This window comes from Bacillus basilensis (genome assembly GCF_050630465.1).
GTDB classification, from domain to species: Bacteria; Bacillota; Bacilli; order Bacillales; family Bacillaceae_G; genus Bacillus_A; species Bacillus_A basilensis.
Genome location: NZ_JBNTQO010000015.1, coordinates 25007 through 43431 on the forward strand (window position 1 = coordinate 25007; position 18425 = coordinate 43431).

The following is an 18425-nucleotide window of genomic DNA, read 5'->3' on the forward strand; positions in this document are numbered from 1 at the left end:
AGCTTGATACAAAGGGATGTAAACGGTATTTGTTAGAGATTTTTGGTGGGGTATTAAAAATTGAATGTAAGTGCATTTAAAAGTAGGTTTTAATATTTTATAATTGATATAATAAGATATTATTTTGTGTGATATAGTAAGAAAAAGGGGGCCTATAAATGGAAATGATTCATGAAAGAGCAAAGTTACGGTTAATGGATAGTGATGATGTCGAAACTTTGTTTTCGATTGTAGAAGGAAATCGGGATATTTGGGCGTATTTAATCTCTAAAATGGATAGTGTTCAAGATATGCAGCAATATGTTCAAAAAGCGATACAAGGTTATGGAAAGGGTACACAAATACCTTTCGTTGTAGTGGATCAACAGACGAATACGATTGTAGGGAGTACACGCTTATATAATATTTCAGTAGAAAATAAGACAGTCGAGTTAGGGCAAACGTGGTATCATCCAAGTGTGCAACGCACGAGTATAAATACAGAGTGTAAGTATATGCTTCTCCAGTATGCTTTTGAAAAACTGCATATGCGGAGAGTACAAATTAAGACGGATGCAAGAAATGAAAAAGCACAACGAGCAATTGAAAGGTTAGGCGCAGTAAAAGAGGGTGTGCTTAGAAATGAAAGAAAATTACCGAATGGTTATGTGAGAGATGCAGTTGTGTATAGTATTATCTCGAGTGAATGGCCAGGCGTAAAAGAAAAATTGTTAGAAAAATTAGAGTTGTATAAAGAAAAGCTATAATTCGTGTTTTGAAAGGTATATTGTTCGTGATGTATGAAAAATATACCTTTTTTCTTACAAAATGCTACTTTATTTTAATTCCTTTTGTTTCATCGTTCCCTTCTGAGAAAAAATTCGTTACAATGTAGTTGTATGGTAATAAACTTATGAATTTAAAAAATGTAATGAAAACCGCAAATGAAAATGAATTGATAATCCTCAATTTTAAATGAAAACCCTTTTATACATAAATAACAAGTAAAGTTCCTTCTTTTAAATAAACTCAAACAAAACGATTTGATATAAATGTTTTTTATAGAAGTATGGATGATGTACGGAGGCAATTACAAATGAAAGAAAATAAGAAGAGTAAGAAAAGACGAATCTTTCAAGTATTTTTACTAATGATTTGTTCTGCTATTTTATATGTAAGTTATGCAGCTTACGATATTTGGAGTTATCGTTTTAAAGCAAATGATGACGTGAAAACGGATGCTGGTATCGTACTAGGAGCAGCTTCATGGAACGGAAAACCATCTCCTGTATTTAAAGAAAGAATTAATCACGCGATTTCTTTATATAAGAACGGAAATATTAAAAAGATTATTTTTACAGGTGGTACAAAGTTCGAGGCAGAACTTGAGGAAGCGCGTACTGCAAGAGTATATGCAATGAAACAAGGTGTAAAAGAGGAAGATATTTTAATTGAAACAAAATCCCTTTTTACTGAAGAAAATTTAAAAAATGCGAAGCAAGTTGGAATAGAGAACGGCATACACACATACACGATTGTAAGTGATCCACTTCATATGAAACGCGCAATGAGAATCGCAAAACATATTAATATTGAAGCATATGCTTCACCAACGCCGACATCAGCATATAAAACGTTAGATACAGAAATACCATTCTTCTTTAAAGAATTATTCTCGTATATTGGATATGTAACCTCTTTGCCGTTAAAGGCATTGAAGGGAGACTAATAAGAAAAGAACCTATCTTTCAATAGGAACTTTTCTTATTAGTCAAAAACATTGTATTTTTATCGGAATAGTGAAACAATAGAGAGGTAGCTTCATATAATCATAATGACAAAATGAACGGTTTATGAATCGAGCATAAAGGAGATTATAGTATGGCACTCTCATTTGTTGAAACAGAAAAACAATCTTTAATTATTGAACAAATAAATAAATTGATTCCGAAGTTCATGGAAAGGGAGCATCAACTAAGTGAATTAGGATCATTTCCGTATGAAAATATAAATGATTTGAAAAATATCGGATATACGAAATTAACGTTACCGAAAGAATTTGGTGGTAGTGCGATTTCTTTATATGACTTCGTTTTATTTCAAGAAAAAATTGCGGAAGGCTGCGGAGCTACTGCATTATCGATTGGCTGGCATATTGGCATTGTGAAAGAGCTGGCGGAAAATCGCTCTTGGAATGATGAGATGTTCAAATGGTTTTGCGAAGAAGTGCGTAATGGTGCACTCTTTAACCGGGCAGCAACAGAGCCGATAACAGGGAGTCCGACGCGTGGTGGAAAACCAGAAACAATAGCGGTTCAACAAGGCGAGAAGTGGATTATAAATGGAAGAAAAACTTTTACAACGATGGCGCCAGTACTTGATTATTTTATTATTTCAGCGAGTATTGAAGACCGTGAAGAAGTTGGTGAGTTTGTCATTCCAAGAAATACGCTCGGTGTATCCATTGAAGAAACGTGGGATAGCGTTGCCATGCGAGGGACTGCTAGTCACGACCTTGTCTTACAAAATGTAGAGATAGAAAACCGCTTTTTTACGGATGTAAAAGGCGGGAAAGTGAAACAAAAGGGTATTGGCTGGTTGCTACATATACCAGCATGTTATTTAGGAATTGCACAATCTGCAAGAAATTATGCAGTTCAGTTTGCGGGATCATACAAGCCAAATAGTTTAAACCATTCTATTAGTTTATTACCGAATGTTAGAAGATTAGTTGGAGAATTAGAACTCGAGCTTATGCAAGCTCGCGTCTTTTTATATCAAATTGCGAAAAAGTACGATGAGGCAGAAGATAAACTTTCGCTGCAAGCAGAACTAGCAGCAGTGAAATATGCAGTAACGAATGCGGCGATATCCATAGTGGATAAATCTATGCGCATCGTAGGGGCAAAAAGTTTATCAGAAAAAAATCCGCTTCATCGTTACTATTTAAATGTCAGAGCAGGATTACACAATCCACCGATGGATGATGCAACACTATCTATGTTGGCGGATGCGGCGTTTCGTTCGTAGGTTTTTTAACTTGAATTTTATTGTTTATGTACAATATAGTTATTTTGAAAGCACGTGTTTGATTAGTAATCGAACACGTGCTTTTTATGTGCAGGAACGTACCAAGTTGAGATGTAGGTTTTTAATATAAATGGTTATCATGGTTTTGTGATTGTTTCTTGTTGAAAAATTCTTATTGTAATGCCAGTTTGGAAACTTTGCAAATAATTACTAAATTCAATCCCAAATCAATGGTCTTTCTAAATTTACCATTCGCAAATATTGTAAAAATTGACCTGCATGGACCGCATCATGATAGGCAATTCGTAATAGCATATCGCCTAAATATCGTTGATAGCCAACATCGCTTCGATCAATAAGTCTTGAATCTAGCTCGGCTATGCTTATTGATTGAACATATTCTATGAAGTCAGTAAAGTATGATTGTGCCAACTCAATTTCTTTTTTCACACAAGTAATTGGCTCGTCATCATACGGGATATCTATGTCGTTTATTGAGCCGTTGTTTTTTAAAATCATATGATAGTAAAAAGTTGAGCTCCATACGTGACGAATCATTTCACCAAAGGACATAGCCTCATTATCAGGCTTCCAATTAAGAAAATTATCAGGAAGAGAATTCCATAATTTTTCTGAGCGTCTTCTCGTTTCTTTCAAATTTAATATACTAAGATCAATTGCATTCATAATAAATTCTCCTTTACTATTAAACTTAAAATAATTGTATCAATTTAACAGTTAGGGTATCATCGAAATATGAATGTATATCCGAATATCTCATATATAGCTAAATTAATTGCTGAACCTACAAGAGCTATCATCTTAGATTGTCTAATGAATAATCAGGCACTACCTGCTAGTGAATTGGCTTATATGGCAAAAGTGTCACATCCAACGATTAGTTCTCATCTTTCTAAATTAGTAGAGGGGAATCTACTTACAGTTGAACAACATGGTAGACATCGTTACTATCGACTTGCTAATCAAGAGGTAGCAGAAGTTATTGAAAAGTTAGGGACAATTGCACCAATAGCCCAAGTTCGCTCTTTAAATCAATCGAATCAACTAAAGCAAGTTCGTTATGCTCGAACTTGCTATGATCATCTTGCAGGCAAGCTCGGTGTAGAGATAACTGAAAAATTACTTGCTAGTGAATTTATAATTTTAGAGGAAGGAGAATACATTGTAACGGAACAAGGTAAAAGATGGTTTCTGAATTTTGGAATAAATATTGAAACAGCAGAAATAAAGAGGAGGGTATTTGCAAAACCTTGTCTTGATTGGAGTGAACGACGCTACCATATTTCTGGTTGGTTAGGATCTGCAATAGCAAAACTGTTTTTTGAACAGGAATGGATTACAAAAACGGATAAGACTCGAGCCGTCCATCTTACAAAAAAAGGTATGAAGTTATTGAAAGACCAATTGGGAATTGACATGAAAAATGAAGAAATTAAATAACCTGAGTCTATATAAAATATAGACTCAGGTTATTTAATTTCTTATAAAATCTTAGATGATATTTGCGCAAGGCAAATTTAACTTCAATCACTTTATGGAAAGAGATTAAATGAAAACATAGTAGTTGAGGAAGTTCTATTAAATTAATAATCATATTACTTAAAAATTATGCGTAAGAATATATTAAATGAAGGGAGATATAAAATGAATAAAGTTAAACTGAAAGTATTTAATATAAAGTATGTAGTGATATGTATTTTATTCACGATTATATGTATTCTCACTTCATTCTTCATTTCTAGTAATTCAAGCTTATTTAAATCGTATTATGTTAATCAATTATTAGGAACGAATTCTACTAAAGGTCTTATGTATATGATAGGAAGTGAAAATCATTATTTTGCAGAAGAATTTCATAAAGAAAAAGGACGAGCGTCTTTGGAATCTTTTTTACTTTCACTTTCTACAAATATTAATGTAAATGACCTCCGAAGCTTATTAACTCGAGAACTTCCAAATATGAATCAATTTTATTCGGAAATATTAATTGCTGGAGAGGGAACAGATTATACGAACATTCCTGAAGAATCCAGCATTCCTTTAGAGAATATTAAGAATGAAGGTACTGCTGTTAAACACCCAAAGAGTGAGAAAGAAAACAATTCAAATACACAAAATAACGGTGAAAATAAAGTTTTTATTTATCATACACATAGTTGGGAGTCGTTTATTCCTCTAATTCCAGGTGCTACTATACCTAATGATGCCTCCAGTACAAATAATGAAGTGAATATTACGTTTGTTGGAAATTATTTAAAACAAAAGTTAGAAGAAAAAGGAATAGGCGTTTCACATGATACGACAAATATGAGGGATTTTCTGCGAAATAAAAATTTAAACTGGGCGCAATCCTACAAAGGGTCTCGTCAAATATTACAAGATAAATTAGCACAAGATAAAAATATTATGTTTCCAATGGACCTTCATAGAGATGATGCACGAAAAAATATTACAACCAAAAATATTAATGGAAAGAATTATGCTCGGCTCTATTTTATATTAGGACGAGAGAATCCTAACTTTGAAAAAAATAAAAAAATAGTAACGGCAATAAATTCATATTTAGACGAGAAGTATTATGGTTTAAGCCGAGGGATTTTTATTAAAGATCGTAAAAGCGGGAATGGAGTATATAATCAAGACCTTTCTCCAAATGCATTACTTATTGAAATGGGAGGTGTAGATAATACACCAGAAGAATTATATGCTTCCGTTGACGCATTAGTAGAAGCATTTAGCCACTTTTATAATGAAGTAGTTAAGTAAAATAACTAAATATATAGGGGAAATCTAGTGTTTTTATAAAATGAAAAGGAGTGACACCTAGTATGAAGTTCTAGGGGGTTACTCTTTTTTGTAGTATATGGAAAAATATCATTACCCAAAAATGTTATCAATTAAAAAATCTTTCTTTTCATTCTTCTTTTTATCATTTTATAGGAGAATACTATGCTTCTTATTTCACCTACTGTATAATAAGAAAAAAGCACGAAAAGAGGTCATCTCATGCTAGAGGTTATTGCAACATGTTTAGAAGATGTGAAACGAATTGAACGAGCTGGTGGGAAGCGAATTGAATTAATTACATCTTATACAGAAGGCGGTTTAACGCCAAGTTATGCTTTTATAAAAAAAGCGGTAGAAGCAGTACATATACCGATTCACGTTATGATTCGTCCGCATGCGAAGTCTTTTACATATACGGAAGAAGAAATTGAAATGATGAAAGAAGATATTGTAGTTGCTCAGGAATTAGGAGTAGCTGGTGTTGTATTAGGTGTATTAAATGAAAAAAATGAAGTAGATGAAGAGAAACTAGCGGATTTGTTATCTGTGGTAGACGGGATAAATGTCACATATCACCGTGCAATAGATGATATAGAAAATCCAGTAGAAGCGATGAGAACTTTAAAGAAGTTTCATAAAGTGACTCACGTTTTAACTTCAGGTGGACAAGGAAATATAGTAGAGAATATTCCGGTGCTTACAGAAATGCAAAAGGTAAGCGATGGTCAAATTCAACTTGTAGCTGGAGCTGGTGTGACGAAAGAAAATATAAAGCGATTGCTAGATGAAACTGGAATTTCGCAAGCTCATGTTGGTACAGCGGTAAGAGAAGGGAAATCATGTTTTGCTGAAATTGATCTTAATTTAGTACAAGAATTAGTTCAAATCATAAAGTGAAATTTTAATTAGTGGGGGGTTCTTCCCCCACTGATTATTAGCCCTCACCAATCGGGCTTTTACGGGCAGTTGATCCACATCTAGCTTCTTTGCTTTCGCTGAATTTTGAGGTGAGGGTCTTACTGCCCATTAAAGCGGGATAAAATAAATGCGTAAGAAAGAGGAGAAACGATGAAGGAAAATACGAAGAAAGAATTATTCTCATGGGCGAAAACGATAGGATTTACTCTTGTATTAATCGCAATTATTCGCGGTGTTTTATTTACACCTTCATTAGTACAAGGCGAATCGATGATGCCCACTTTAGAAAATAACGAACGAGTTCTCGTGAATAAGATTGGTTATAGTATAAGTGGATTAGAACGCTTTGATATTATCGTCTTCCACGGAAAAGAAGGATATGATTTAGTAAAACGAGTAATTGGTTTACCGGGCGATACAGTTGAGTATAAAAATGATGTTTTATATGTAAACGGAAAAGCGATGGAAGAACCATATTTAAAAGAGTTTAAAGAAAAAGCAACAGGCCGTGTATTAACTCCAGACTTTACGTTAGAACAAATCACAGGAAAAACGAAAGTGCCAGAAGGCCAAGTGTTTGTTTTAGGGGATAATCGTGAAGTTTCGAAAGACGGTCGTATGTTTGGATTTATTTCAGAAGATGAAATTGTTGGAAAAGGACAAGCTGTTTTCTGGCCGTTGAAACAAGTAAGAGCGTTATAAAGAAAAAGTATGGGAGAAATATTCTTCCGGTGGATTTAAAGCACATTTTTTGTAAAACTGAATGTTCATTTAAGAAAGACAGAGGCCATTTTGATTAGCATTTTTCAAAATGGCCTCTGTTTATTTGAAGATAGTATTGCAAGGAGGGAATTTACATGATAACGAAAGAAGCAGAAGTTATTTTAAACAGGAAAGGAGCCAGGAAAGTAAACGAAATTCCTAAAGAGGTCTTACAATTACTACAGCAAGGGAAAGTAGAAAGTGTTAATCTAACAGAATGGCTAGCTATAAATCATATTGAACTACTTAAAAATGTCTTACCTTCAATAGGACTCAAGAATAGTTTGGAATGTATAGTAGCTGAATTAGAAAAACAGAACGTTGAAACAGGTATGAAAGTCATACGAATAACAGGAACTTTACTGGATGAAATTATACTCAAAGAGAATGAAGGGAACAAGGAAGATGTACTGTTAAAATTATCTAATCATATTTCAGATAGTGTACGATGTTGGGCAGCGTTTATGAATAAGAAATCAAATAACACATTAAAAGATACATTAACGTACATTCGACCTTTTGCGGCGGATCATCATTTTGGTGTTCGAGAAATTGCTTGGATGTCAATTAGAGAAGACCTTTCACAAAATATAGAAGAAAGTGTAGAATGGGCAAAAAGTGAAGATGAGAATATTCGCAGGTTCTCTGTAGAATCTATTCGTCCTCGAGGGGTATGGAGTAAACATATTGAAATATTAAAACAAGAACCTGAAAAAGCACTTCCCATTCTTAATTTACTTAAATCAGATCCATCAAAATATGTACAAGATTCGGTTGGAAACTGGTTAAATGATGCAAGTAAAACTAAACCGGATTGGGTAATGAACCTGTGTGAAGAATGGGAAAAGGATACTGACATAAAATCAACTAGTAGAATTATTAAAAAAGCTAAAAGAACGATTTTGAAAAATAAGTAATATGTAACTAATAGACTTATTAGTTGTACGAAGGAACAATTAATCATGTTAAAAAAAGAATACTTTGAATAACTATGAGAAGAGCATGTATTGATCAATACATGCTCTTTATATTTTCTTTTATATCTGTGTTATTAATGAAAGATGATCAAATTTTATTTCAAATCTAAACTTCCGTACTTTTTTATTGTAACTTTTATTCTAATAGTTTTGTAGCAATGTGAAATTTGGAAATTGAACCGTCGTGATTTCTAAAGTTAATTTTATATTCACTGTCAGGAAGCGAATCAATCCAATATAAATTACATTCACTAATAGTTCGTTCTTCACGTGTTAAAGTTCTATCAATCATCCAAGAGCCTTTCATTCTATATAAATCACATATTATTTGTGTTTTTTTATAGCGGACAAAATATATCGGATTATGTATGTGAAAAAAATATTGATAGAATTGAAAGAATATTTTATAATTTTAAATTATATGTTTGTTTCGAAAAACGGAATTTAAGTTCCGAAATTCGGAATAAGAGGGAGATAGAATGAGTATAAATAAAACGGCAGTTAAAACAATGGATATTTTAGAGTTGTTTTATGAGCATGAAGAGCTCAGTTTAACAGAGATGGTTCAGCTTACAAGTATGCCGAAAACATCTGTTTATCGTTTAATTGGCTCGTTAGAAGAAATGGAGTTTTTACAAAAAAACGAAAAGGGGAAATATCGTCTAGGAGTCGTTTTTTTACGGTTCGGTCAACTTGTCTCACAAAGATTATCAGTAAGAAATATTGCGATTCCATATATGAAAGAGCTTAGAGATAGTTTAGGGCAGGCAGTTAATTTAATTATCCAAGATGGAAATGACGCGATTTATGTGGAAAAGATGGAAGGTGTTCAGCCTGTACGTGTGTATACGGCGGTTGGAAGACGAGCTCCACTTTATGCCGGTGCATGTCCGAGGATTTTATTATCATATTTCTCAGAGGAAGAGAAACAGAAGTACGTAGAGGAAACGGATTTAAAACAGTTTGCAGATGGAACAATCGTGGATAAGAAACAATTGCTAGAAGTGTTACAAATGGCGAAAAAGGAAGGACATACAATTAGCTACTCTGAGTTAGAAAATCATACAGCGGCTATAGCAGCACCCATTTTCGCAAGCGATGGAACGATTGTAGCAGGCATTAGTATTTCGGGATTAGCAATTGAGTACAGCGAAAGCAATATATCATATTTTATCGCGAAGGTAAAAGAGACAGCAAATCGCATTTCGAAAGAACTCGGCTTTTTGGCATAGAAAGAGGGAGTGGGATGAAATTTTCTGCGTTAGGGGATCAAGCAATTATTGTTACATTTGGTGAAGAGATCGGGATGGATGTATACGAAAAAGTACAACGACTATTTCAAGCGTTGCAGCAACATCCGTTTACAGGAATGATTGAATGCGTTCCGTCGTTCACTTCATTAGCCGTTTACTACAATTTATATGAAGTATGGAAGGAAAATGATAGAAAGATAAGACCGTACGATTACGTATGCCAATACATAACTGGAATGTTCGATACGTATAAGGAAGAGCTGAGACGAGAAGTGAAACATATTTCTATACCAGTTTGTTACGGGGGAGAATATGGACCTGATTTAGAAGAGGTCGCACATTATCACGATTTACAAGTAGAAGATGTAATTCGAATACATAGTGAAACAACATATTTTGTATATATGCTAGGTTTTACACCAGGATTCCCGTATTTAGGAGGACTATCAAAAGAACTAGAAACACCTAGAAAAGAAATACCACGGTTGCAAATCTCTCCGGGTTCAGTAGGTATCGGTGGAAATCAAACAGGTATTTATCCGCTTGAAACACCGGGTGGATGGAATATTATTGGCCGAACACCAATCTCCTTATTTAATCCGGAAGAAGAAACACCAACCTATATCCAAAGCGGTATGTATTTACGATTTATTCCAATAACGAAAGAAGAGTACGTATCACTTGAGGGGGCTAAGGAATGGATGTAGAGGTTTTGCATGCAGGGATGTTTACAACAGTCCAAGATTTAGGGCGATCTCATTATCAACAATACGGCGTACCTGTTGGCGGGGCTATGGATCAAAGTGCACTTCGGATGATCAATATGTTAGTTGGTAATGAAGAGAATGAAGCGGGACTTGAAATGACGATCATGGGGCCTAAATTGTTAATAAAGAAAACAACTTTACTTGCGATTGGCGGAGCAGATATGGAACCGTTATTAAACGGAGAACGTATCCCGTTATGGCGTCCCATTTTAGCGGAAGAAGGTAGCATGCTTTGTTTTGGAAAAGTGAAAAGTGGTTGCAGAACGTATGTGACTTTTGCAGGTGGTATGCATATTGACCGTACAATGGGAAGCAAAAGTACTTACATACGTGCAGCGATTGGTGGTATGGAAGGAAGAATGCTGAAAAAAGGTGACTATTTTCAACTTGGTGAACGATCAGAAATGGCTCATCGTTTCATTCAAGATTTACAAAAGGATGAGCGAATCAAAACGAAATGGGCAATTAGCAGCAGCGTAAGGCCAAAATATAAGAAACATCCTAAGCTTCGTGTCATAACTGATTTTGAATATGATCAATTTACAGAAGAAAGTAGAAAGGCATTTTTTACGAAAGACTATAAGGTATCTAATTATGCTGACCGTATGGGCTATAGGGTTGAGGGAGAAGTTTTAAATAGGATGGAAGAAACAGAGATTTTATCGAGTCCCGTTACATTCGGAACGATTCAAGTTCCAAACGGTGGACAGCCGATTATATTAATGGCAGATAGGCAAACGACAGGTGGCTATCCGAGAATGGGAAATATTATTTTAATAGATCTTCCTCTTCTTGCCCAGCTAAAACCAGGAGACTATGTTTCATTTGAGCAAATTACGCTTGAAGAAGCGGAACAATTGTACATAGAACAAGAAGTAAATATGAATCTATTAAAGAAATTCATTGCTTTACGAAGCTGAAATTAGGAGGGTAATATTGTGACTACAATTGATTTAAACTGTGATTTAGGAGAAAGTTTTGGCGCTTATAAAATGGGGAGTGATGATGAAATTCTTCCATTCGTATCCTCTATAAATGTTGCTTGCGGTTTTCATGCGGGTGATCCGTCCGTTATGCGGCAAACAGTTGAAAAGGCAATGCAGCAAAACGTAGCGATAGGGGCACACCCAGGGTTTCCAGATTTAATTGGATTTGGGAGAAGAAACATGAACGTTTCAGCAAGTGAAGTATACGATTATGTCTTATATCAAATTGGTGCATTAGACGGGTTTGTAAAAGCAGCTGGCGGGAAGATGCAGCATGTAAAGCCACACGGTGCTTTATATAATATGGCGGCGACTAATCCGGAAATTGCAGATGCAATCGCAAAGGCAATTTCTCATGTGAATCCAAAGTTATTACTTTACGGATTGGCAAATAGCGAGGCATATAAACAGGCTGCGGAAAAATATAACGTAACTCTCCTACAAGAAGCTTTTGCAGATCGTACGTATAGGCAAGATGGAACATTAACAAGTCGTACAGAAGAGAATGCGCTTATAAAAAATGAAGACGAAGCGATAAAACAAGTGATTCAAATGGTGAAAGAAGGCTATGTAAATTCGGTGAATGGAGAGAAAGTAACAGTTCAGGCGAAAACGATTTGTTTACATGGTGATGGAGAAAAAGCAGTGCAATTTGCGGAAAAAATATACAGAACATTCAAACTTGAAGGTGTTTCTATTTGTGCACCAAAATAAAAAATAGGGGGAAGTGCTGGAATGATTAAATTAATCGGGATACTACTTGTTGCAGTTGGTTTTTTATTTAGATTAAATACACTATTAGTAGTTATGGTCGCAGGTATTGTTACTGGTATGGTTTCAGGATTAAGTTTTTATGATGTGATCAGCATGTTCGGTAAATTTTTCATAGAAAATAGATATATGTCTATGCCGATAATATTAACTTTACCGGTAATCGGAATTTTAGAGCGTTACGGTTTAAAAGAAAGAGCAGAAGCACTTATAACGAAATCAAAAGGCGCAACAACTGGAAGAGTATTAATGTCATATTTTACGATAAGAGAATCATCAGCAGCACTAGGGCTTAATATTGGTGGTCATGCGCAAACAGTAAGACCGCTTGTTGCACCGATGGCAGAAGGAGCGGCACAAGGTAAATACGGTAAACTACCTGAAAAATTAAGAGAGAAGATCAAAGCAAATGCAGCTGCTGCGGAAAATACAGCTTGGTTTTTCGGAGAAGATATATTTATCGCAACTGGTGCCATTTTATTAATGAAAGGATTCTTCGATTCAGTAGGTATGCATGTCGGTGTTTGGGATATGGCACTTTGGGGGATTCCAACTGCAATATCTGCACTTATCGTGAGCTGGATTAGATTTAGAAGGTTTGATAAATATATAGAGAAAACAATGAAGGCAGAAGCAAAAGAAGAGAAGGAGGCAATATAATATGAACATCATAACTATGGATACAATCTATTATGTATTAGGTATAATCGTTGCATTTATCGCTGTTCGTATTGCGTTTGATCGTGAGCATCCAAATCGATTTGGTTCTAGTTTATTTTGGGCATTGTTTGCAGTTACATTTTTGTTTGGAAATGTAATTCCTTCGTTTTACGTTGGTTGTATTGTGCTTGCTATGGTCGTATTAGCTTCATTAAATAAAGTAACAAAGTCTCAGGAAAAAGAAGTACCAGTGCAAGAACGTGTAAAACATGCGGAGAAATTAAAGAATAAAATCTTTATGCCTGCACTTTTAATTCCTATTTTTACAATTATCGGTACGTTAACGTTAGGGAAAATTAAATGGGGAAATGTATCCCTTGTTGATCCAGATAAAGTAACGCTAGTAGCATTAGCACTAGGAGCATTACTTGCGTTCGTTGCTGCGATGCGAATTACAAAATCGAAAATAACAACGCCTGTTCAAGAAGGAAGTAGATTATTACAAGCTGTCGGCTGGGCTGTTATTTTACCACAAATGTTAGCAGCACTTGGCGGTATTTTCGCAAAATCTGGCGTTGGACAAGTCGTTTCTGCTTTAGTCGGCCAAGTATTACCGACAGAGTATCCGTTCGTTGCTGTTATGGCGTATTGTTTAGGAATGATGCTCTTTACAGTCGTAATGGGAAATGCTTTCGCAGCGTTTGCCGTAATTACTGGCGGAATTGGCTTACCTTTAATTGTTCAAATGCACGGTGGAAACCCAGCAATTATGGCAGCTCTTGGTATGTTTGCTGGATATTGCGGAACGTTACTTACTCCAATGGCAGCAAACTTTAATATCGTTCCGGCAATGCTTTTAGAGCTAAAAGATAAAAATGCGGTTATTAAAGCGCAAGTCCCAATTGCTCTTTCGATCTTTATCATAAATATGTTTATTATGTACGGCTTAGTATATCGTTTCTAATTAGGAGGGTAAAACTATGAAAACAGTATTATTAACAGGATTTGATCCGTTCGGCGGAGAAAGTATCAATCCAGCTTGGGAAGTCGCAAAAAGTTTGCATGAAAAAACAATCGGAGAGTACAAGATTATAAGTAAACAAGTACCAACCGTATTTCATAAATCAATAAAAGTTTTAAACGAATATATACAAGAACTAAACCCTGAAATAATTATATGTATCGGACAAGCTGGGGGCAGACCAGATATTACGATAGAGCGTGTCGCAATTAATATCGATGATGCAAGAATAGCTGACAATGAAGGGAATCAGCCGGTAGATGTACCAGTTATAGAAGGAGGACCTGCTGCCTATTGGTCTACACTTCCGATGAAAGCAATCGTAAAAAAGCTTCAAGAAGAAGGCATACCAGCTTCCGTTTCACAAACAGCAGGTACATTCGTTTGTAATCACTTATTCTATGGTCTTATGCATGAAATAGAGAACCGTGATAAGAAAATAAAAGGTGGATTTGTCCATATTCCGTTTTTACCAGAACAAGCGAGTAACTATCCAGGCCAACCGAGTATGTCACTTACTACTATTAGTAAAGGGATAGAATTGGCAGTTGAGGTAACGACGGAAGTAGAGGTAGATATTGTAGAGGTTGGGGGTGCGACGCATTAAATAAACCGAAGTGTACAACACCTCCTGTAAACAACTGGTATAATAAGAATAGGAAAATACATAGAGGTGATTTTTGTGCAACAATTTGAAGAAGTACGTTCAATTTTAGAAAAAGCGAAGAAAATTACAGTATTAACAGGTGCAGGTGCAAGTACGGAAAGTGGTATCCCAGATTTTCGTTCAGCAAATGGATTGTACGCTGATGCAAATGTGGAAATGTACTTATCGAGAGGGTACTATAACCGAAGCCCGAAAGAGTTTTGGAAGCATTATAAAGAAATTTTTCAAATTAATACGTTTCATCAATATAAACCAAATCGTGGGCATCGCTTTTTAGCTGAATTAGAAGAACAAGGGAAAGATATTACGATTTTAACGCAAAATATTGACGGTTTACATCAATTAGGTGGTAGTAAACATGTTATTGATCTACATGGAACACTGCAAACAGCGCATTGTCCAAAATGTAAAGCGGGATATGACTTGCAGTATATGATTGATCATGAAGTGCCTCGCTGTCAGAAGTGTAATTTCATTTTAAATCCAGACGTTGTTTTATACGGAGATACACTGCCGCAATATCAAAACGCGATGAAACGTTTATATGAAACAGATGTGCTTATCGTCATGGGAACATCATTAAAAGTACAGCCTGTCGCTTCATTCCCAGAAATCGCAAAGAGAGAAGTAGGAGCAAAGACTATTTTAGTAAATGAAGAGCTAACAGGGCAAGAATATAACTTTGATTTTGTTTTTCAAAATAAGATTGGTGAATTTGTAGAAGGATTATCATCAATGAAATAAAATATCAAAAAAACTGAGGTATCTACCTCAGTTTTTTATTTGAGTAATCGCTGTTTTAAGCCACATGAAAACATGTTGATAATGTAGTAACAACATCTCTATAATTTATAAAAAGGTGTTTCGTAGGTAAAATAGCAGAGTAAGAAGTAATATTATCTTTAGTGAATACACAATCGTCATAAAGTAAGCTAATGTGTAGCTGTTGTAAAGGTTCTATTTGATTTTGTTTTAAGTATAAAACTAAGTCATTATAAAGTTGCGTACTATACTCACTTACAGACCATTCTAATGAATGCTGATCTACTATGTTAGTCCACCATACTTTAAAACTACATATTAATTCTTTAAAGGATTCCTCATTACATAAATGAGTGTCAAAAAGCTTCTCATAAAAGATATGATTTTCTTCATGAAAAATTTGTAAATCATATTTGTCGTTAGCAATTTTTTTGCGAAGTGTATGCCATAATTCTTCGAAATTCGCTTCAAAGTTAGTAGAGAAATTGAATTGCCTTGCTATGTAAGGAAATCTTAAATTTTCTTTTTTCTCTTTTTGGTTGAGATGAATATTTTAAATATAAATCATAAAGTTTAAACAATGTGACGTATTAGTATGAATTGTGAATGAATCTGTCATTTCATTTTCTCCTTAGTAATGGATTTTATTGTTAGTATACAAAGAAATGTAAATGAAAGGTATGAAAAATAATTATATACAATCTTTCTTTTAGAATAACATTCATGTTATTTCTTAATAAGGGAATGGTAATAAATAGGATATAAAATTAAAAAACTGAAAATTAAATCTTTTAATTCTTATGTAATTAATATAAAATTCTATATATATCATATAAATAAATTTGATACATAATGGTTCTGTGTAGAAATGTTAATAGAATGAAGCGAGGGAGCGAAATGAGACAGAAAAAGGAGCAGAAGAAACAATCGAAAAAGAAAAAGACTCATATTCCATTTCGATTAAATGTACTATTTTTTATCGTTTTTCTTTTATTTTCAGCTATTATAATTCAATTAGGTAAAGTACAAATCATTGATGGAGAAACGTATAGAAATGAAGTGAACAAAAAAGAAGATGTAACGGTAAGCACACCTGTACCTAGAGGGAAAATGTTTGATCGACAAGGCTATGTGATTGTAAATAATAAACCGCTACGAACCGTTACATATACGAAAATGAAAGGAGTAGATTCGAAAGAAGTTTTACAAGTAGCAAGAAATTTAGCCCAGCTAATTGAAATGTCGCCAGAAGATATAGATAAGTTGACAGAAACAGATAAGAAAGATTTTTGGATGCAGTTAAATGAAAAACAGGCAGCAACAAAAGTAACGAAAGAAGATGAGAATACATTTAGGAAGCAAGAGATAGAAGGGAAAGAATTAGATAAAAAAGTAGAAGAGTTACGTAGGCAAAGAATTACACAAGAAGAATTAAGCGAACTTTCAAAAGAGGATTTAGAAGTACTAGCGATTAAAAGTAGAATGAATGCGGGATATAAAATGACGCCGCAAATCGTTAAAAAAGATGTAAGTCAAAATGAATATGCAGTCGTAAGCGAAAGATTGGCAAGCTTGCCAGGAGTAGATACGACAGTAGATTGGGAACGTGAATACCCAAATGATAAAATACTTCGTTCTATCCTTGGGAGCGTTTCTACTGAAAATGAAGGATTGCCAAGAGAACAATTGGATTATTACTTAGTACGTGATTATAACAGAAATGATCGTATTGGTAAGAGTTACATTGAAAAACAATACGAAGATGCACTACATGGAACGAAAGAACAGACTAGAAATATTACAGATAAAACAGGGAATATTATTCGAACTGAAAAAGTGACAGAAGGAAAAAGTGGAAATAATTTAATGTTAACAGTTGATATGGATTTACAGAAAAAAGTAGAAGAAAGTCTTGAAAAGAATTTACGAGCATTCCATTCTGCAGAGCCAATGATGGATCGTGCGTTCGTTGTAATGATGAACCCGAAAAACGGCCAAATTTTATCAATGGCAGGAAAGAAAATTGTAAATAAAGATGGCGGAATGCAAATAGAAGACTACGCTTTAGGAACGATGACAAGTTCTTATGAATTAGGATCAACTGTAAAAGGGGCTACTTTATTAGCCGGATATCAAACAGAAACGATTAAGCCGTATACGCATTTCTTTGATGCACCAATGTATTTTAAAGGAAGTACTAAGCCGAAGAAATCGTGGAAAGATTTTGGTGATATTGATGATTTAAGAGCTTTACAAGTTTCATCAAATGTATATATGTTTAATACAGCTTTAAAAATGGCGGGTATAAATTATGTGCCAAATAATCCATTAGACATTAGAAAAGAGACATTTAATAAAATGCGTTACTATTTTAGACAATTTGGATTAGGTGTACCGACTGGTATTGACTTGCCGAATGAATCGATTGGTCAAATGGGTAGAACTGATAACATACCTGGTTTTTTACTTGATTATGCGATTGGACAGTACGATACATATACGCCGCTTCAACTTGCTCAATATATTTCAACAATTGCAAATGGCGGTTACCGAATGAAACCGCAAATTGTACAAGAAGTGAGAGAGCAACCACATAGACCAGAGGATGTTGGAAAAGTTATTCGATCTATTGAACCAGTTATTTTAAATCGAGTGGATATGAATACTTCATACATTAATCATGTAAAAGAAGGGTTTAGAAGAGTATTCCAGGAAACTGACGGAACAGGTGCTGGAACGTTTAAAGGATTACCATATAAACCAGCTGGAAAAACAGGGACAGCTGAAACTGTATATGGTGGAGAAAGTGATATTGGAAGAGATGAAAACAATAACCGAAAAAAATGTTATAATTTAACTCTTGCCGGTTATGCACCATATGATGCTGATCCAGAAGTAGCTTTTTCAGTTGTTGTACCATGGGTAAATGATGACAAATCAGGAATTAATTCCGCGATTGGTAAAGAGATTTTGGATGCGTATTTTGAATTGAAAACGAAAAGATCGGGTGGAAATCCAGTCCCAGTAGAGCAGCCGAACAAGGCCCAGTAAAAATAATATCACT

The 18425-nt window shown here is 34.6% G+C and carries 19 protein-coding genes and 1 pseudogene; 17 read left to right on the forward strand and 3 right to left on the reverse strand.

The annotated features are described in order from the left end of the window. Positions 1 to 158: 158 nt before the first annotated feature. The 3 genes from ACQVV1_RS22375 to ACQVV1_RS22385 all read left to right on the forward strand — a co-directional run bounded on the left by ACQVV1_RS22375 (position 159) and on the right by ACQVV1_RS22385 (position 3009). Positions 159 to 746 (forward strand): GNAT family N-acetyltransferase, encoded by a 588-nt coding sequence (locus ACQVV1_RS22375; protein ID WP_431169523.1) that lies wholly within the window; start codon positions 159 to 161, stop codon positions 744 to 746. A 329-nt stretch (positions 747 to 1075) separates the two neighbouring features. Beyond that, positions 1076 to 1708, forward strand: a complete 633-nt coding sequence (locus ACQVV1_RS22380; RefSeq protein ID WP_063225232.1) for a YdcF family protein — start codon at positions 1076 to 1078, stop codon at positions 1706 to 1708. 152 nt (positions 1709 to 1860) lie between these two features. Beyond that, entirely contained in the window at positions 1861 to 3009 is a 1149-nt protein-coding gene (locus ACQVV1_RS22385; protein ID WP_431169524.1) for an acyl-CoA dehydrogenase family protein, read from the forward strand. A gap of 216 nt (positions 3010 to 3225) precedes the next feature. Here the strand turns inward: ACQVV1_RS22385 and ACQVV1_RS22390 are convergent, their stop codons facing one another. Continuing rightward, positions 3226 to 3696: a DinB family protein gene (locus ACQVV1_RS22390; RefSeq protein ID WP_063225234.1), complete on the reverse strand. Its 471-nt coding sequence runs from the start codon at positions 3694 to 3696 to the stop codon at positions 3226 to 3228. 69 nt (positions 3697 to 3765) lie between these two features. Between ACQVV1_RS22390 and ACQVV1_RS22395 the strand changes: the two genes are divergently transcribed. The 5 genes from ACQVV1_RS22395 (at position 3766) to ACQVV1_RS22415 (ending at position 8414) form a co-directional block, all read left to right on the forward strand. Then, the gene (locus ACQVV1_RS22395) at positions 3766 to 4470 is read left to right on the forward strand and encodes an ArsR/SmtB family transcription factor (RefSeq protein ID WP_242252708.1); all 705 of its coding nucleotides are present in this window, start codon (positions 3766 to 3768) and stop codon (positions 4468 to 4470) included. A 204-nt stretch (positions 4471 to 4674) separates the two neighbouring features. Next, positions 4675 to 5796 carry a stage II sporulation protein P gene (gene spoIIP / locus ACQVV1_RS22400; RefSeq protein WP_242252710.1) on the forward strand — a complete coding sequence of 374 codons (1122 nt, stop codon included), beginning with the start codon at positions 4675 to 4677 and terminating at the stop codon, positions 5794 to 5796. Positions 5797 to 6036: 240 nt separating this feature from the next. Further along, positions 6037 to 6714, forward strand: coding sequence for a copper homeostasis protein CutC (locus tag ACQVV1_RS22405; protein ID WP_242252711.1), 678 nt, complete (start codon positions 6037 to 6039; stop codon positions 6712 to 6714). Between the two features lie 171 nt (positions 6715 to 6885). Then, a complete protein-coding gene (gene lepB / locus ACQVV1_RS22410; protein ID WP_063225238.1) occupies positions 6886 to 7437 on the forward strand; it encodes a signal peptidase I in 552 nt (183 codons plus the stop codon). Between the two features lie 155 nt (positions 7438 to 7592). Beyond that, entirely contained in the window at positions 7593 to 8414 is an 822-nt protein-coding gene (locus tag ACQVV1_RS22415; protein WP_431169525.1) for a DNA alkylation repair protein, read from the forward strand. A 196-nt stretch (positions 8415 to 8610) separates the two neighbouring features. Here ACQVV1_RS22415 and ACQVV1_RS22420 read toward each other — a convergent pair whose 3' ends face one another. Continuing rightward, entirely contained in the window at positions 8611 to 8766 is a 156-nt protein-coding gene (locus ACQVV1_RS22420; protein ID WP_431169526.1) for a hypothetical protein, read from the reverse strand. Between the two features lie 187 nt (positions 8767 to 8953). Here ACQVV1_RS22420 and ACQVV1_RS22425 point away from each other — a divergent pair, with 187 nt between their 5' ends. The 8 genes from ACQVV1_RS22425 (at position 8954) to ACQVV1_RS22460 (ending at position 15343) form a co-directional block, all read left to right on the forward strand. Beyond that, a complete protein-coding gene (locus ACQVV1_RS22425) occupies positions 8954 to 9706 on the forward strand; it encodes an IclR family transcriptional regulator (RefSeq protein WP_063225240.1) in 753 nt (250 codons plus the stop codon). Positions 9707 to 9720: 14 nt separating this feature from the next. Continuing rightward, entirely contained in the window at positions 9721 to 10434 is a 714-nt protein-coding gene (gene pxpB / locus ACQVV1_RS22430; RefSeq protein WP_242252713.1) for a 5-oxoprolinase subunit PxpB, read from the forward strand. Further along, positions 10425 to 11414 (forward strand): 5-oxoprolinase subunit C family protein, encoded by a 990-nt coding sequence (locus ACQVV1_RS22435; protein ID WP_242252714.1) that lies wholly within the window; start codon positions 10425 to 10427, stop codon positions 11412 to 11414. The genes pxpB and ACQVV1_RS22435 overlap by 10 nt, the downstream gene beginning before the upstream one ends. An 18-nt stretch (positions 11415 to 11432) precedes the next feature. Beyond that, complete coding sequence (gene pxpA / locus ACQVV1_RS22440; protein ID WP_242252715.1) at positions 11433 to 12194, forward strand: 5-oxoprolinase subunit PxpA; 762 nt, start codon at positions 11433 to 11435, stop codon at positions 12192 to 12194. A 21-nt stretch (positions 12195 to 12215) separates the two neighbouring features. Continuing rightward, a complete protein-coding gene (locus ACQVV1_RS22445) occupies positions 12216 to 12911 on the forward strand; it encodes a DUF969 domain-containing protein (RefSeq protein ID WP_063225244.1) in 696 nt (231 codons plus the stop codon). 1 nt (position 12912) lies between these two features. Continuing rightward, complete coding sequence (locus ACQVV1_RS22450) at positions 12913 to 13875, forward strand: DUF979 domain-containing protein (protein ID WP_431169527.1); 963 nt, start codon at positions 12913 to 12915, stop codon at positions 13873 to 13875. Positions 13876 to 13891: 16 nt separating this feature from the next. After that, entirely contained in the window at positions 13892 to 14539 is a 648-nt protein-coding gene (pcp, locus tag ACQVV1_RS22455) for a pyroglutamyl-peptidase I (RefSeq protein ID WP_063225246.1), read from the forward strand. A gap of 75 nt (positions 14540 to 14614) precedes the next feature. After that, positions 14615 to 15343 (forward strand): NAD-dependent protein deacylase, encoded by a 729-nt coding sequence (locus ACQVV1_RS22460; RefSeq protein WP_242252717.1) that lies wholly within the window; start codon positions 14615 to 14617, stop codon positions 15341 to 15343. A 55-nt stretch (positions 15344 to 15398) separates the two neighbouring features. Here ACQVV1_RS22460 and ACQVV1_RS22465 read toward each other — a convergent pair. After that, a pseudogene (locus ACQVV1_RS22465) lies at positions 15399 to 15980 on the reverse strand (hypothetical protein). A gap of 278 nt (positions 15981 to 16258) precedes the next feature. On the opposite strand from ACQVV1_RS22465, the gene ACQVV1_RS22470 reads away from it, so the two are divergent. Next, positions 16259 to 18412: a peptidoglycan D,D-transpeptidase FtsI family protein gene (locus ACQVV1_RS22470; protein WP_309259018.1), complete on the forward strand. Its 2154-nt coding sequence runs from the start codon at positions 16259 to 16261 to the stop codon at positions 18410 to 18412. Positions 18413 to 18425 lie beyond the last annotated feature (13 nt).